Here is a 15,298-nt window from a genome sequence, read left to right as displayed (position 1 = left end):
TTTATGCGCCTATTTTGATCGGTTTTCGGCTTCCCCGTTTATTTTGTACGCTGTAACGTATTATTGATTTTTTATAAGTCTTCTTATTGATACCCATTGCTTTAGCATATCTCTCGCATCTTGTGCAGGATAACCTAACACAGTTTTCCCCGCTTCCACGTCATTCATAACTCCCGAACCTGCACCAACGGTAGCACCAGAGTGTATAGTTGTATGGTCTTTAATTGAGGCACTTCCGCCAATAATAACGCCATCACCTAAAGTAACAGAGCCTGCTAGTCCACTATGTCCTGCCATAATGCAAGAACGTCCCATAATGCTATTATGAGCAATTTGTACGAGGTTGTCAATTTTACAACCATCACCAACTATAGTGGAGCTGAATTTAGCCCTATCAACACATGAATTTGCTCCAATTTCAACGTAATGTCCAATGATCACATTACCTATTTGTGGTATCTTCACGAGTTGCCTGCCATCCTCACTTGGTCTAAATCCAAATCCATCAGCTCCGATACTCACATTAGTATGAAAAATACAATGGCTACCTATAATACATCGTTCACGTATTACAGTTCCAGACCAAACCGTAGTATTATCACCGATAATCGTTTCATCAAACACACAAACATTAGGATATAAAACAACTCCGTTTCCTAATACAACATCTTTACCTACATAACAATGTGCGCCAATTTTGCAATCGTTGCCTATTTTTGCGGTTTTATGTATCACGGCAGTTGGGTGTATGTTTGTATCAAAAACTGGTGCTGGAGGATTAAAAAGTTCCAATATTTTCGCCATTGCTAAATCGACATTTTTTACTTTAATAAAAGCACGATTGTCACCAGGTTCAATATTTACATTCTCATTTATCAGTGCAGCACAGGCTTTTGAATCGTCCCAATATTTTAAATACTTATTGCTTCCAATAAAAGTGATTTGATTATGGTTTGCTTTTTGTAGTTCTTCAGGTCCTTCAATTTTTTGGCTGGTATTACCAATTAATTCGCCTTTTAAAATGTCGTTAATTTCACTTATCGAGTAAGATGTCATATGTAATTTGTTAGTGAGTTGTAAATTAAGAAAAAGTAGCGAGAACTATATATATTTTAAAATTAATTACGTTGAGATGTTCCTTTCAACATACTCTTTTATGGTTCATTTAGATCAATCCTTGAGCTGGATAGTAACTACTAGTTAATGAAAATTAACAAAGGTAAAACTGTAGTATTATCAATGCACAGCCATAAGATAAGATATGATTAACTGCTACTTGAGTAATAAACATTATTTGTGGGTTCTCTATTCGATGATCAACTTAATACTACCTACACCTGTCTCAGTTAAAATTTTCGCGATATAAACGCCACTGGCAAAATTAGCCACGTCAATAGTTGTATTGCGACTGTTTGGATGAAGCACTGTAACCTGATTACCAAGAATATCAAAGAGAGCAATTGTTTTAATAGTTTTATTCTCAGCGTTTATGGTCAAGTAGTTTTTTGCTGGGTTTGGATAAGCGTTCACGCCATCTATATTTGACGATGAATCATTACCATCACTCAATATATCTGTGGTTTGTTCAATGTCATCAAATAAGAATGTCGCATTAGGTGATGCATCGTTTGGTGTGGCATAACCCAACATCAATGTTAATACGTTATAAACAGGAGGGTCTCCTGCGAAATCCCAATAATAAGTTTCCCAAGCACCCGATACAGTCGTAAGGACGTTTCGTTCGTTTGCGGCGCCTGACGCAGTACTTTCTACTTTAAATTTCAATAAGGTTCCAACTGGTGCATCTGTATACACTTTCATGGAAATAGAGCTAAGAACTGAATAGTCCATAAAGTCTGTTAACACTAGTTTACTTTGAGCCCACGGTGCTCCACCACTTCTCACAAATTGACCAACCGTAGCACTAGGGTTGTCTGTGTCCATCTGCGGATTCGGTATGATTGAGGTTATTGCACCAAATACATTTGAAAAGTCGGAGGTAACGACACTTGACTCAAAATCGACAGGTAGGCTTGTTGCTGCGGGATCAGGTATGGCAGGTCCTGCGATTTGTTGCACATCGTCAAAGAGAAATGTAGATGTGGCTGTTCCATTTCCTACATTACCAAAATCAAACATAAATATGAGTCGATTATAATCATTAGACGCACCATCAAAATTCCAGCTGGCAGTTTCCCATTGTCCGGTTGTCGTAGTCAAATAGTCTAAATTAGTTCTGCCATTGGCACTTTCTAATTCTAATTTAATTCTAGTACCCACTGGAGCCGTTGTATAGATCTTCATAGAAATATGCCACATGCTAGAAAAATCTAGATTATTGGTTAGAAATATTTTACTCCCAGCGAAAAATTCACCACCATCTCTTATGATTTGGCAAACAGTATTACTCGTATTTATACCATTCATTTGCGGATTTGGAATGATACTAGCCGTAGATCCAGAAAAATTGAGAAAATCACTGCTAACAATTCCTGTTTCAAAATCAATTGGTAAAGAGGCAGGTATTGGAGCAGGAGGACCCGTTATTTGCTGAATATCGTCAAAATAAAAGGTAGAATTAGCCGTACCGTCACCGACGTTGCCAAAATCAAACATAAAAACAATCTCGTTAAGGTTATTAGCGGTGCCGACAAAGATCCATTCTAGAGTTTCCCATGAACCAGAAACCGTTGTAAGAGCATCCACTTCAACAGAGGGACCTGACCCTTCAAGCTTGAACTTAACGATTGTACCTGCTGGCGCAGTGGTGTATACTTTCATTGAAATTTTGGTTAATACTGAAAAATCAAGATTATCAGACAATAGTATTTTACTACCAGCATAAACAGCTCCGCCATCTCTTACTATGCGAGCAACCGAATTGCTGTTGTTGATTCCTGAAATTAGCGGATTGGCAGTGACGGTTGCCGTTCCTCCATCAAAATCAACAAAGTCTGTTGTCGTGACATCACCTTCAAAAGTTATTGGTAAACTTTGTGAAAATCCGAAAAAGAGTGAGAATAGGCTTAAAAACAGTACAAAATTTTTCATTCTAAATAAAATAGTTAATTTGAGTACCGCGTTAGCACTAGTATTCTTAATGACCCCATGAACAGGAGTTAATGAAATACATAATTTTTATTTAGGCTTTGGAAGTAGCTACAGTTAAATTTTAAATGCGAATTTAATAAGAATACTTTTCGTTTTAATAACAAATTCCTAAGAATGTTAGATTTTAATTAAAAAACTAAGATTTTATGAGGACACACAGAATAAGCTATTAGTAGTGTAAGATGTTGAGAGGTGTAGTTTATTATTCAAGGTTTTGTACTGATAATTATATGTAAAACTTATTGTTTTTGAGGCCTTGTTTTAACAATGGATTCAAAATGTTAGGCATAATAAGCTACTACCTGTGTTCGCCTTAAGAAAGTATTCTGAAAATTTTGAGCTAATTATATTTTAATTGTATTGTCTTTTGAAACTGCAAAACATGAAATTTTGTGAAGTGTCAAATGGTGTTATATGGTCTTCTGTGACACACTTTATTATTTCAAATCCTTCTTCGAATTTCAATGTTAATTTGTTTTTGTTGTATTGTTTTATTTCAAGCCCACTACATTTTTTAGGTCCCATTTGTGAAAAGGTTCCGATTGTCATGAATCCGCTTACAGCTCTTCTAGCGATTTCCAAATACGTATTTATGTCTTCTGTCGATGTGAGAAAGTGAAAAGCCGCTCTGTCGTGCCAAACATCAAAAGTCGTATGTGGTTCAAAATCAATAATATCACTTTCAATCCAATTTACTTGATTTGCTTTTTGTCCAAGACGCTTCTTTGCTTTTTCCAGTGATTTAGCGGAAATGTCTAGTACAGTAACATTTTTAAAACCTTCATCAAGTAAGCAGTCGACAAGCTTACTGTCACCACCACCTATATCTATTATTTTCGCAGTTTTATCGAGTCCGAATGAATGAATAAATTCAAGCGAAGTTTTCGGGATATCTTGCGTCCAACTAACTTGATCTGGATTTTTAGTTTCATAAACGGTTTCCCAATGTTTTTTTCTATCTGTCATTTGTTCACGAATTACTTGATATGAATAAAAATAAGATAATTTTTAAGGTGCTATGAAGGACTTATGCTTCCATAATATTTTTTACGTAACCAAAACGAAACGCGAACTAATAAAATCAAAGCTGGAACTTCAACTAATGGCCCAATAACTCCTGCAAATGCTTGTCCTGAATTGAGTCCGAAAACTGCAATAGCAACCGCAATAGCTAATTCGAAATTATTTCCTGCAGCGGTAAAAGCGACTGAAGCGGTCTTGTCGTATTCTGCTCCTGTTGCTTTGGTAAAGAAAAAACCGATAATAAACATTAACGTAAAATAGATAAGTAAAGGAACTGCAATAATTAGAACATCCATCGGAATTTCTACGATTAATTCTCCCTTCAACGAGAACATAACCACAATGGTAAATAACAGTGCAATTAGGGTCATTGGTGAAATTGTTGGAATGAATTTTTTTGTGTACCATTCTTCACCTTTTAATCTCACTAAAACAAGTCTACTCAATATTCCCATAACGAACGGAATTCCTAAATAGATAGCTACACTTTCGGCAATTGTTCCGATTGAAATATCTACAATGGCACCTTCAAAACTAAAATAGGGTGGAAGCACTGTTATAAAAATCCATGCGTAAAAACTGTAGGCAAACACTTGAAAAACACTATTTAAAGCCACCAAACCTGCACCATACTCGCTACTTCCTTCGGCAAGGTCATTCCAAACTAAAACCATGGCAATACAACGTGCCAAACCGATCAAAATTAAACCGACCATATATTCAGGATAATCACGTAAAAACGTAATTGCTAAAACAAACATTAAAACGGGACCAATTATCCAATTTAGAATAAGAGAAATAGATAAGATCTTTGTATTTCTGAACACTTTAGGTAAAAGCGAATAATTGACTTTTGCTAAAGGAGGATACATCATTAGTATTAAACCAATTGCAATAGGGATATTTGTTGTCCCACTACTAAACGAATTTATGATGTTAGGAAACGTAGGGATAAAATATCCAAGCCCAACGCCAAGAGCCATTGCTACAAAAATCCACAAAGTGAGATTTCTGTCTAGAAAACTTAATTTTTTTTTAGTCATTTTTTATGTATGTATTTGAGAGAAGATGTACAATAATTCAGTTGCGATTTGAAAACTTCTTTCCTTGTATTTTTCTTCTTGTTGGGGTGTGTTATCAAATGCTTTTGGGTCTTCATAAGTGATTGGAATACGTTTTTCTGCACCTGGAACAAATGGACAAGCTTCATTAGCTGAATCACAAGTCATAATTGCAGCAAATTCAGTTTTCGGATTGAAGGAATCATCAAATGTTTTAGAAAACCCGATAATAGGATGTTCGTTGTCAGCATATTTAATGCTGTAAACAGGGTTGTTGCCTTCTGATATGGCTTTGACTTCAATGCCAGAATTTTGTAAGGTTACTGCAACCATAGGAAAAAGTGCTGTAGCTTCTGTTCCACCGGAATAACAAAACACGTTTTTTATGTTAAAATGGTTCGCCATTATTTGAGCCCAAACTTGTGATAAATGACTTCTGCGTGAATTGTGTGTGCAAATAAAGTTCAATCGGATGTCTTGATCCTGAGACACTTTTGACTGAATAAAATCAGTTAGAGGTTGTAAGATTGTTTTACGGTCATTGGCAATATTATCAATATTGAGAGTGTTGATTACATTTTGAATTTCCGCAAATGTCCGCGATTTAGTTGTTGTCATATTGGTCGTTTGGTTGTTGTAAATAATAGGTGACGTAATTTAGCAGCAATTTTGATTTATTGAAATATCTTGATTTAAAAACGCCAACATTGTTTCCTTCATTTTAGTCCAGTTTTTGGTATTAATGCAATAACAAACACTCGTGCCTTCTACATTGCCTTTGATTAACCCCAAATGTCTTAATTCCTTTAAGTGTTGGGAAATAGTAGGTTGGGCAAGTCCAATTTCATTGACTAAATCGCCACAAACACAAGAGTCAATCTTAAACAAGTGTTGCAGAATAGAAACTCGTGCTGGATGCCCAAATACTTTAGCGAAAAGTGAAATTTCATTTTGTTGGTCTGTAAACATTTCTGTTTTAGCTAATCCCATTATTTGCTTTATTTATTTATTTATTGCAATATTACGATTAATACTCAAGAGCAGAAAACTATTTTTGAGAGTTAGTTCATGCAATGTGCTTAATGTAGGATAGTTTTGGGTCGGACGAGCATGTCTTTTGGGATTTACAATTGTAGATGGGTTTAAAAAAAACTCTAAATATTTTGTGAGATAGCCTTCATTCAGTTTAATAATATGCATTACTCAGATGTGATATAAATTTTTTAGTTGGTTATCAATTTTGCTATTTGCTTAACATGACAGTTCATGAGATAATGATGCGTTTGGATCTGGAGCCAAGGTTATAGAAAATCTTGAATAAACTTGTCGCTAATGATTCATAAATAATTATCTTTCGAGCTTCTTAGAAAAGAGTAATATTAGAGCGATACATAATGAAAAAGGTATTATACTACTTCTTATTTTTACCCATATTTAGTTTAGCCCAAATCAATGAAAGTGATACGCTTAGTGTCAAAGCTAGTCTTTCTATAACGGGGTTTTATCAAGGTGGAAATGTAGAGACTTTGATTTTTAGAACAAAAACAGATTTGAGTTTTAAACCTTGGAAAAATTGGGTTTTCAAAAACCAAAATTCTTATGTTTATCAAGAGTTTGGAAAGGAAAAAGCAGATGAAGATATATTAAGTCTCAATTTCTTATATCTTAATCCTGAGCGAAAAATATATCCGTTTGTCTTGGGTTTTATTAGTACTAATTTCCGAAGGGAAATTGATTTGCGTTATCTTTTAGGTGCAGGAGCCACTTTTCAAATTCTGAACAAAAAAGAACATTGGCTCAAATTGTCGATTTCAAGTGAATATGAACAAACAGAATTTTCAAAAACTGACTTTAACTATTCACAGTATGATGGCAACCAATCTATCAACACCATCCGTGGAACGCTCTGGGCAAATGGTAAATATCATTTGTTTAAAAATAAAATAATTCTAAATCATGAGCTCTATTTTCAGCCTTCTCTTGCAGAAAGTAATAATTATCGTTGGCAAGCAGATATTGGTTTTGAACTGCCTATTTGGAAATTTTTAAACTTTAAAATAAACTACCGCCATACTTTTGAAAGTATAGTTATAGAAAACCAAAAACAAGAAGATCGGTTTTTGACTTTCGGATTTACTTTAAAAAGTTATTGAAAAGGTTTTCTCTAGTTTATATTTTTCTATCTCTCTTAGAGATCTGGGTAAACTTATTTAGATTTCTTTAGTCTTTTTTCTGCTTTTTTTTCTTTGGCAGTTTTCGCGGGTTCTTTTTTTACATTTTTCTTCGAGTCTTTACTTTTTGCCATGATATTTTCTTTTAAACGGTTGTTTTTTGTTTCTGTTATACTCAACAATTAGTTAACCCTTAGATTCGTAGCTTCACTAATTATTTCCCCTTCTTTGTTTTAATCGCGTGTTGTGTAATCAATAGATGTGACTTTGTGCACGGCCAAGCTATTAATCAAGGAAAATCCGTAGGAAATAGAAGTGTGGTCGAGCCAGATAATTTTCCCTAGTAATAAATATAGTGATTTAAACGAAAGAATTGTCTGCTTTTAGCACATGCATTGTAATGTACCCTAGATTATGATGTGTGTTTTTATTCCTCGCCGATATGTTTTTTGTAAAATTTCCAAACCTCTTTAGCTACATTTCTGCCTAATTCTAATCCTGCGACATTATCTGCTTGTATGTGATAACCTCCTAAAACCCTTGAAATACCAGCCATTTCTGAAGTCTCTGTAAAGGTTGGGAATTTTAAAGTAATTGTATCTCCTAAATTATTAGGCTCGGTCATTGCACCTGCAATTAATTCAGATTCGGAACCAAATTCATCGCTTCCAGTCCAAATTTTCAGAGCTTCTCCGCAGCCTCCACTAATGGTACTGTGACCTGAAACATAACTTGGAAATGGTGGGCATAAAAAAGTTTCTGGAGAATAAGGCCTCCAATGTTTACCCTGCATTTCTATTATTCCTTTTCCTTCTCCTCCCCAAGCTTTAATTTTTTGTTCACCGTAATATTGATGCACCAATGCATAAGGTCTTGCATAATCATAGAACATTTTAGAATCCCAAGACGCAATGAAAGCATCCATCGCAACGACCTGATTATAGAAATACATTTTCACATCCTCATCAAGTGTATGATTATCTCTACGAGAAACATCTTGAGCAAATTTCAACCAATGTCCAGCTTGCTGAACTGATTGTGGTCCATCGCGCATAAACTCCACTAAAGCTTTTTGGTAATCGGTAAGGTTAGCTTGCATTTCGATAACCTCTTGAACTTCTTTTTCCAATTGTTCAGAACCAATCATTGGTGGTGGTCCTGGGCGAAATTGATCTCCTGACTTTAATGCTATAGGTTTAACCTTATCCCAAAAGGGTGTTAAACATCCCGGCGCAAATTCTCCCCCTTTTCCATCAGAAAAATATTTGGGTTGCCAACGGTTAGGGTCAACATTTTTATCGGCTGAATTTATGGGTTCGTAACCTACATAATTAAAATAAGGTTCACCATTTGAGCCCTCTTCTTCACCGTATTGATTGGAGCCGTCCCCTTTTCTTGCTTCTATGACAGCTTTTGCAGCTAAATTCCCAATGCCTTCCGGAGTATTTGGGTCTAATGATTCATTTTTTGGATCTAAGCCTAGCTCTAACATAAAGTTCTCGAATAACTTTTGGTCGGAGTAGTAATATTCATTCATTGCTCTATAAGCGGCATAGCTAATCGCGATTTCTTTGTTTGTAAGCGAATGTTCACTCGCTGGCCTTCTTTTAATAGTATTAAGATAAACAGGTGTTGCTTTGTCATCATATCTTGACCAAGCATCAAAAATGGATACAAAAATCAAGCCTAGATATCGAGAAGTAATGGTCGGCCTTGGCGCAAATCTTTCTGTATCATTTGCTGTTGCAGTTAAAGCCATTTGGCCCCACTTATAGGCAATATTATCAACCCCTTTAGGTTCATTTGTTTCAAACGAGTTTTCCTGTTTCTCTTGGTTTTGGTTCTCTTTACAGCCAAACACAGTAAATATTACTAATGCGAGTAAAACTATTTTTTTCATGTTATTTGAACTTTATGTTTTATTGATACCTCGTACGCGAATGCGTGATAGCTTAGATTGTCGTCGAGCTAAATTAGTAAAAGAAAATGAAATGTGGAAAATCAGCACTATTTTTCGAGTAGGAGAGAAGCCATTTATTGACCATACACAATGTTAACACTAGTTATTTCTTAATTATTATAATGCCTTTTAAGGTGTTAATTTTTAATTGCAACCCTCTAACGACCAGAATCAAATAGTTTCAACAAAATCCAAAAACACTTTTTTATGACGTTCAATATCCATATTCGGAGAAAGTGATACACGGGCAATGTAATCTTTATCACCTTCTTTAGTTGTCCCTTGGGTAGATGTTGCGGGTATTGTCCAGTAGCAACCATTTAGTTGCCCATAGCTCACACAATACTTGCTTTCCTTCGGAATTTTTGTAATCATTAAATTGATTAATTTATGATTTAATGCTCTTTTGTATGATTCTTTTTCTTCGGCAGTATTTCCTTTAGTGGGAAGATCTAATGAAAACACAGATGGGGTAAACCCTTGGTCTGCCAGTTCTTCTGAAACAAAATTTATTTTAGCAGTAGGTAAAGTTTCGTTGATAAAGTTGACAAATTCACGTGTATTCTTATAGGCATCATTTATTCTTTGATTCATTGAAGGTAATTGTTTTGCTAATATGTCTAATTGAAGATTGGTAGCCTCGTTATCGCAAAGTTTCAGATGCAGTTCTATCTTACCTATTAAAGCTTCAGTTTTCTTATTTCCAACGCAGTAGCCTGAGGTGCATTGACCGCCACTTGGGAATTTTGATCCACTAGCGTATGAAATCGTCCTTACTGTTGAGAGTATGTTATTGTCACCTAAAAAGTGTACATTAGGACAAAATGTTTGGTCTAAAATAAAAACCGGATCAACAGCTATTTCACCTGATGCAGTTTGACGGGCTGCACTTAAAACAGTTTTTAATTTAAAAAGATCTGGAACTTCAACTCTCGGGTTTGTTGGGATTTCAGCGATGATGTAAGGGATGGCATTTTCGACGGCAATTTTATCTAAAACGACATTAAGACTGTGAACCATATCATTATCACCATCAACGGGTAAATCCATCACTTCCACATTGTCAATGCATGCGGCAACTCGCCTTGCTTGGTCATTTGTTCCACCATAACAATTTGGCGGCACAACAAATTTGATGGCCTTTCCTTTATGATTTTCTTGTGCATGATGAATAAGCCCCATCATAATTGCATATTGTATCGATAGTCCGCTAGAACCAATTAGCGCCTTTGTATTTGTGCCAGTAATGGCTGCTATTGATTCTAAAACAAGTGTTTTGTTTCTCTTCGCATTACTGTTCTTATTTTCATACGAAGACTTATCTATTAGCAACTTTAAGGCAGCGAGACAATTGGTTGGGGTCATTGCAATGGTCTCTCTTCGTCGCACGTGCTGAATTTCTGAAATATAACTTTCATTGTGTTCGCCATTTATGAGTAAAATACTTCCAAGGGGCTCATGAAAGTTGATAAAAAAATCAATGTTAGGATTTGGGCTGAAAGTAGAAATTTCATCTTGCTGTGAAATAAAAATGGTGCTACCATCAAAAGTGGAAATGGCTGACGTATTCTCAACTCCTTTTAAATCAAATTTGTATGCATAAACACGACGAAGCACTTCGGTATCAAAAGAATCTGGTAATTCACCCGTATAAATGATTTGGGTGTTTTTATGATCTAATAAATTTTTTCTTAAAACGGCTAAAACAGGAATTGTCTTTGATGAAAAACTGATGACATGTTCCGGTTTTAGATCATGCAATTTAGCGATTCCCCATTCTAGTATACAAGATAAGGGATGACCTAATCGAATATAGTCATAAGCAGTTGGTAATTCATTGAGTGCTGAAGATTTGGTATTGTTCTCATTACATAAGATTTCAAACTGTTCTAAGAATTCAATTTTAGCCATTTTCTCATTATAGATATCTAATCGATGGGTTGTTGTACTCAACCAGCCAGTAGGCATGTTTTCTATAACATTTTTAATGTAATTCATCATTTTATTGTCTTCCATAATTTCCATCTTTAGATAGATAGGCAAGATACATTAATTTGATTTTTTTTAAAGTGTTACGAGATGTTTTGTTACATCTTTCCAAATGTAAAAGAGAAGTAATGATTTATACCTGTAATGGCAGGTTTGTTATTTTATTCTATAAGACTTTGTCCAAATGTCAACAAATTACTATCTGGGTCAAGTATAGAAAATTCCTTTTGACCCCAAGGTTTAATTTGTAGCGGTCCGTTCGGGTGTATTTGCACCTTTTTATCCAATAGTGATTGGTAAAAATCATCAATATTGTTGCTTCTAATATATACTTGGCCATAATTCTCTTTAGGATCCAGTTCTTTAAATTCGAAGAAGTGAATTTGAATTCGGTCTTTTTCAATCATTAAATACCCGTCAAAATCGGCACTTCCAAATTCTTTAAACCCCAAATTCTTTAGGTAAAATTCTCTTGTAACTTTTTTGTCACGCATTGGTATTTTCGGATGAATTTCGGTTAGCATAAGTTCTTGGTTTGGTCTGTTAAGTTAAGATTTTATTCCATTAGCCATTAAATTATTGATTTATGGTTGCATTTGTATGTTCATATTCATGGCATGTTTTGTTGACTAGTATGACTAGGTTAGTTACAGAAAACCAACCAGAGGAGTCGCTAGTGGTTGACGAATTAGCAAGTAGTGTTGCTTTAATTGCTTTCCACAATTTTAATTTTACTTCAAATTAAATGCATTGTAAAAATTTTAGTTATTTTAGAGCAGGTCGAACGACAGGAATTATTGTATGTTATTTTCGGGATTTCTAAAGTAGGGCAGATAAAGAGGATTATAAATCGCGATTAAATTAATGCCTACCCATAATAAACTTAAAAACACTAGTTATGCGAATACAAGTAAAAGATTTTATGTCTACTCCTGTCACTACTGCGGTAGGAGAAGATAGCGTTCAAGAAATTAGAGAACTGATGAAGGAAAAAGGAATTCATGCAGTTCCGATTATTTCGTATTCTAATGACACATTAAAAGTTGATATTACTATACGAGGTATTATTACTGCAACTGATATAGGTAAAGACGTGAATAGTAATGCCAATGTAGAGGATGTCATGACTTCTTCAAGCATACATGTAATTCATACAGATTCAAGCGCTAATGCAGCTGCCAAAATGATGTTGAGGCATGAGGTGCATCATATAGTGGTTATGGATGATGGAGAAATTAAAGGGATGATTAGCTCGATGGATTTTGTGAAGTTAGTTGCGGAATATTCTTTAGAATAAAAACTGCCCCAAATAAAGAGACTCAGAACGTCTTTTTTTTAAATTGGAGATAAAGTGTGTGTATATGGTTTAGCGTCGCAAATTCACTTCCACTATGTTGCACAAAATTGTGTTTTGATAATCTAAGGCATTTCATTATTGGTTCATTCTATAATTTCGTAATCAATACTTAGTTTTCGCAAAGCTCTCAGAGCAGAGCCAGTATTTTTGTCATCCATTTCAATATCAACAATGTCTCCTTCTAAGAGTATAGTTGTTAATTCATTCGACAATGATTCACTCATGTTAGACGAAATTTCTGCAATGCATTTGGCGATCGCTCTTTTATCTGGCCTCTGTGAATTACAAGACAATAAGTTTAATTTCATAATAATGATAATTTAACGCAATATATTAGAGTTGCTATGAATCTGGATTAAATACACATCAGTCTTCAATATAATGACGTACAATGTGTTTGTATCTGTGTTTTTGATATGAGCACCAAGTTAGCAAATAAATAGAAACTCAATATCTGACATAGTATTGACAGTTTATTGACAAACGAATATCTGCTTTTCTGAATTGTCATTAAAGGCTTCTTCTTCAAAACCTCCAAACTTATTAATAATATTAAAACCAATCCATCCTAGGTATGCATCTAATTCTTGAGGAAAAAACATCCTCATATCCAAATTTTGAATGGAATCAAACTCGCCGTTAATATAATAATGCCATTCTATGCGATTAATCTGAGTGTTTCTTTCATATCGCATTAGTTGCTTTATCAATACCTCTCTTCCATCGTAGGTGGTATATTCAGCAATTTCTTTTTGTTCTTTTTCACTTTCAATAATATATTGAATATTCGGATTATAGCAATCTAACAGAAATAAACCTCCATCTTTGAGATGCTTTTTAACAGCATTAAATGCCTTAAATAAATCATTATTACTATATAAATGATGGATTGAATTAAAAGGAATAAAAATGAGGTCGTATTTTTTTCGTAAATCTAAAGTTCTCATATCTGCTTCTATAAACTCAATTTCTAATCCCTCTTCAGAAGCTTTTAATTTTGCTTGTTCGAGCATTGATGACGTGAAATCAACTCCACTAATATCAAATCCATCCCTTGCAATTGGAATTGTAAGTCTACCTGTGCCACAACAAAGTTCAAGTATACGAGCATTCTGTTTTTTTGGCAACCACCGCTTGTAAAATTTCAAATCAGCTAGGTTGGTATTCATTCCATCATAAATATTTGCATCATAAATTAAATCACCAACTTTATAATTATTTTCTATTTTGTTTTTCAAAATCTAAAGATTGTTTTTATACTATTTTAATTTCTTAGATAATCCTATTTATTTTCACGGTATTTTTAACAGTTTTCTCTTTCATGAAATTATCCAGTATAGCTATAACATGTTACTTGCTGTGAGCACTAAGATAGTAAAAAGGAGAGTGCTGAGGAAAGGCAAAACATATGTGATAATCATTAAGTACTCTTGAGCAATTAATGATTGACTTTATCAGCTATAGTTTGCTAATCTAACTTCATGGGCTTAACACCCATTACTTCCATCCATTCATTAACTTCAAGTGGTTTCCATTGAGGGTCTGTAAAAACGTTATAGAAATAATGATATAAATCATCATCTAAGAATATTAATGAACCGTCATTTCCACCGTTTATTAAATATACTCTTTCTGCAATATTCTGTTTTTTAAATTCTGAGTTTAGTATTTCTGCCAATCTTTGAACCGCTTCACCCCAGCCATATCCTTTAAAGTTTTTGAAAATAACATACTCATTACCATTTATAGTAATTCTATGATTTAGCCATTCATTTTGATTATCCCATTCTTCAAAGTGGTCATCAATATGTAATGTAAATCCAATTTTCTCTAATGTCGATTTCATTTCATCTAACATTTCAGTAAATCCGTCTTGCTCATATACAGATTCTCCATCACAGATGTAATAACGATTATCAAGTGGTAAATTGGTTTCTTCATCCCAAATTCCACCCCAAGATCCACCTTGGCTAAAACTCTCCAAATGATTTTGTTTTAAGGCGTTTAAATTCTTTGTTTCTGTGTATTTAAAATAACCCAAAGCATCTATTTTATTTACAAATTCCTTTGCAGTAATTTTTGAATCCTTTTCAGTGTTAATAAACTGATACAATGGATTATCCTTTTCCCTTGCAGCAATAAAGATTGCGATTCCAATTATTAATATACTTATTACAGATATTTTCATTTTTCTCAAATTATAGCTAAGGTGTTTGCTTAAGATATTGCCGCGTTAGTTAGGTCTAAATTAATAAAATAAAGAACTAGAGGATTCCTGTATTCGAGATACAATGTACAAGCGAAACAAGTAATTAATTTCACACCTTGTTGCATGGGGTTGTTTTTCATTTTTTTCTAATTCCAACCAAGCTTCATATGAAATGACTAAACGGCCTTTTTCAAAACGATATTTTCGGGGAAGTTTTATAATAAATTCTAAAGAATGTCCGTCAGGATTTGAAAAGTAAATTGCTATTGCAGAAATATTGGCAAATACCATTGGTCGTTAAGACTCGTCACTAAAAAAGTTCCAAAAATGTAAGTCATTGGATTTAAGAAAATCAACAGATTCATTCAAAATCTATTCCCGGTCACATTCAAAGGTAAAATATCTTAAATCCGGAAT

The 15,298-nt window shown here is 34.2% G+C and carries 14 protein-coding genes; 2 read left to right on the top strand and 12 right to left on the bottom strand.

The genetic code is table 11. The annotated features are described in order from the left end of the window. Positions 1-60: 60 nt before the first annotated feature. The 6 genes from lpxD to BLT57_RS10385 all read right to left on the bottom strand — a co-directional run bounded on the left by lpxD (position 61) and on the right by BLT57_RS10385 (position 6,185). A complete protein-coding gene (gene lpxD, locus BLT57_RS10410) occupies positions 61-1,056 on the bottom strand; it encodes a UDP-3-O-(3-hydroxymyristoyl)glucosamine N-acyltransferase (protein WP_091425504.1) in 996 nt (331 codons plus the stop codon). Between the two features lie 249 nt (positions 1,057-1,305). After that, positions 1,306-3,051, bottom strand: a complete 1,746-nt coding sequence (locus BLT57_RS10405; protein ID WP_091425502.1) for a T9SS type A sorting domain-containing protein — start codon at positions 3,049-3,051, stop codon at positions 1,306-1,308. Positions 3,052-3,462: 411 nt separating this feature from the next. Next, positions 3,463-4,077, bottom strand: a complete 615-nt coding sequence (locus BLT57_RS10400) for a class I SAM-dependent methyltransferase (RefSeq protein WP_091425500.1) — start codon at positions 4,075-4,077, stop codon at positions 3,463-3,465. A gap of 50 nt (positions 4,078-4,127) precedes the next feature. Then, positions 4,128-5,177 (bottom strand): ACR3 family arsenite efflux transporter, encoded by a 1,050-nt coding sequence (arsB, locus tag BLT57_RS10395; RefSeq protein ID WP_091425499.1) that lies wholly within the window; start codon positions 5,175-5,177, stop codon positions 4,128-4,130. Positions 5,178-5,180: 3 nt separating this feature from the next. Continuing rightward, positions 5,181-5,813, bottom strand: a complete 633-nt coding sequence (locus BLT57_RS10390) for a low molecular weight phosphatase family protein (protein WP_091425497.1) — start codon at positions 5,811-5,813, stop codon at positions 5,181-5,183. 39 nt (positions 5,814-5,852) lie between these two features. Next, the gene (locus BLT57_RS10385; RefSeq protein ID WP_091425494.1) at positions 5,853-6,185 is read right to left on the bottom strand and encodes a helix-turn-helix transcriptional regulator; all 333 of its coding nucleotides are present in this window, start codon (positions 6,183-6,185) and stop codon (positions 5,853-5,855) included. Positions 6,186-6,589: 404 nt separating this feature from the next. Here BLT57_RS10385 and BLT57_RS10380 point away from each other — a divergent pair, with 404 nt between their 5' ends. Beyond that, complete coding sequence (locus BLT57_RS10380) at positions 6,590-7,348, top strand: DUF481 domain-containing protein (RefSeq protein ID WP_091425492.1); 759 nt, start codon at positions 6,590-6,592, stop codon at positions 7,346-7,348. Positions 7,349-7,793: 445 nt separating this feature from the next. On the opposite strand, the gene BLT57_RS10375 is transcribed toward BLT57_RS10380, so the two are convergent. The 3 genes from BLT57_RS10375 to BLT57_RS10365 form a co-directional block, all read right to left on the bottom strand. Further along, on the bottom strand, positions 7,794-9,266 hold the full coding sequence (locus BLT57_RS10375; RefSeq protein WP_172827445.1) for a vanadium-dependent haloperoxidase: 1,473 nt from the start codon (positions 9,264-9,266) through the stop codon (positions 7,794-7,796). 231 nt (positions 9,267-9,497) lie between these two features. Continuing rightward, the gene (locus BLT57_RS10370; protein WP_091426752.1) at positions 9,498-11,342 is read right to left on the bottom strand and encodes a PLP-dependent transferase; all 1,845 of its coding nucleotides are present in this window, start codon (positions 11,340-11,342) and stop codon (positions 9,498-9,500) included. A gap of 134 nt (positions 11,343-11,476) precedes the next feature. Further along, positions 11,477-11,839, bottom strand: coding sequence for a VOC family protein (locus BLT57_RS10365; protein ID WP_091425488.1), 363 nt, complete (start codon positions 11,837-11,839; stop codon positions 11,477-11,479). Positions 11,840-12,213: 374 nt separating this feature from the next. Here BLT57_RS10365 and BLT57_RS10360 point away from each other — a divergent pair, with 374 nt between their 5' ends. After that, entirely contained in the window at positions 12,214-12,612 is a 399-nt protein-coding gene (locus tag BLT57_RS10360) for a cyclic nucleotide-binding/CBS domain-containing protein (RefSeq protein WP_091425486.1), read from the top strand. A gap of 143 nt (positions 12,613-12,755) precedes the next feature. Here the strand turns inward: BLT57_RS10360 and BLT57_RS10355 are convergent, their stop codons facing one another. The 3 genes from BLT57_RS10355 to BLT57_RS10345 all read right to left on the bottom strand — a co-directional run bounded on the left by BLT57_RS10355 (position 12,756) and on the right by BLT57_RS10345 (position 14,860). Then, a complete protein-coding gene (locus BLT57_RS10355; RefSeq protein ID WP_091425484.1) occupies positions 12,756-12,980 on the bottom strand; it encodes a hypothetical protein in 225 nt (74 codons plus the stop codon). Positions 12,981-13,145: 165 nt separating this feature from the next. Continuing rightward, complete coding sequence (locus BLT57_RS10350) at positions 13,146-13,910, bottom strand: class I SAM-dependent methyltransferase (protein WP_197675470.1); 765 nt, start codon at positions 13,908-13,910, stop codon at positions 13,146-13,148. Positions 13,911-14,140: 230 nt separating this feature from the next. Next, positions 14,141-14,860, bottom strand: coding sequence for a hypothetical protein (locus BLT57_RS10345; protein WP_091425482.1), 720 nt, complete (start codon positions 14,858-14,860; stop codon positions 14,141-14,143). Positions 14,861-15,298 lie beyond the last annotated feature (438 nt).

This window comes from Formosa sp. Hel1_31_208, assembly GCF_900104785.1.
Classification (GTDB): domain Bacteria; phylum Bacteroidota; class Bacteroidia; order Flavobacteriales; family Flavobacteriaceae; genus Psychroserpens.
Note: the sequence above shows the minus strand (reverse complement) of the source record. Positions and strands in the feature narration are given on the sequence as shown.

What these genes read in the sequence shown, in the direction of transcription:
- lpxD (WP_091425504.1), bottom strand. Translation starts at nt 1,056, where the DNA reads ATGACATCTTACTCGATAAGTGAAATTAACGACATTTTAAAAGGCGAA.
- BLT57_RS10405 (WP_091425502.1), bottom strand. Translation starts at nt 3,051, where the DNA reads ATGAAAAATTTTGTACTGTTTTTAAGCCTATTCTCACTCTTTTTCGGA.
- BLT57_RS10400 (WP_091425500.1), bottom strand. Translation starts at nt 4,077, where the DNA reads ATGACAGATAGAAAAAAACATTGGGAAACCGTTTATGAAACTAAAAAT.
- arsB (WP_091425499.1), bottom strand. Translation starts at nt 5,177, where the DNA reads ATGACTAAAAAAAAATTAAGTTTTCTAGACAGAAATCTCACTTTGTGG.
- BLT57_RS10390 (WP_091425497.1), bottom strand. Translation starts at nt 5,813, where the DNA reads ATGACAACAACTAAATCGCGGACATTTGCGGAAATTCAAAATGTAATC.
- BLT57_RS10385 (WP_091425494.1), bottom strand. Translation starts at nt 6,185, where the DNA reads ATGGGATTAGCTAAAACAGAAATGTTTACAGACCAACAAAATGAAATT.
- BLT57_RS10380 (WP_091425492.1), top strand. Translation starts at nt 6,590, where the DNA reads ATGAAAAAGGTATTATACTACTTCTTATTTTTACCCATATTTAGTTTA.
- BLT57_RS10375 (WP_172827445.1), bottom strand. Translation starts at nt 9,266, where the DNA reads ATGAAAAAAATAGTTTTACTCGCATTAGTAATATTTACTGTGTTTGGC.
- BLT57_RS10370 (WP_091426752.1), bottom strand. Translation starts at nt 11,342, where the DNA reads ATGGAAGACAATAAAATGATGAATTACATTAAAAATGTTATAGAAAAC.
- BLT57_RS10365 (WP_091425488.1), bottom strand. Translation starts at nt 11,839, where the DNA reads ATGCTAACCGAAATTCATCCGAAAATACCAATGCGTGACAAAAAAGTT.
- BLT57_RS10360 (WP_091425486.1), top strand. Translation starts at nt 12,214, where the DNA reads ATGCGAATACAAGTAAAAGATTTTATGTCTACTCCTGTCACTACTGCG.
- BLT57_RS10355 (WP_091425484.1), bottom strand. Translation starts at nt 12,980, where the DNA reads ATGAAATTAAACTTATTGTCTTGTAATTCACAGAGGCCAGATAAAAGA.
- BLT57_RS10345 (WP_091425482.1), bottom strand. Translation starts at nt 14,860, where the DNA reads ATGAAAATATCTGTAATAAGTATATTAATAATTGGAATCGCAATCTTT.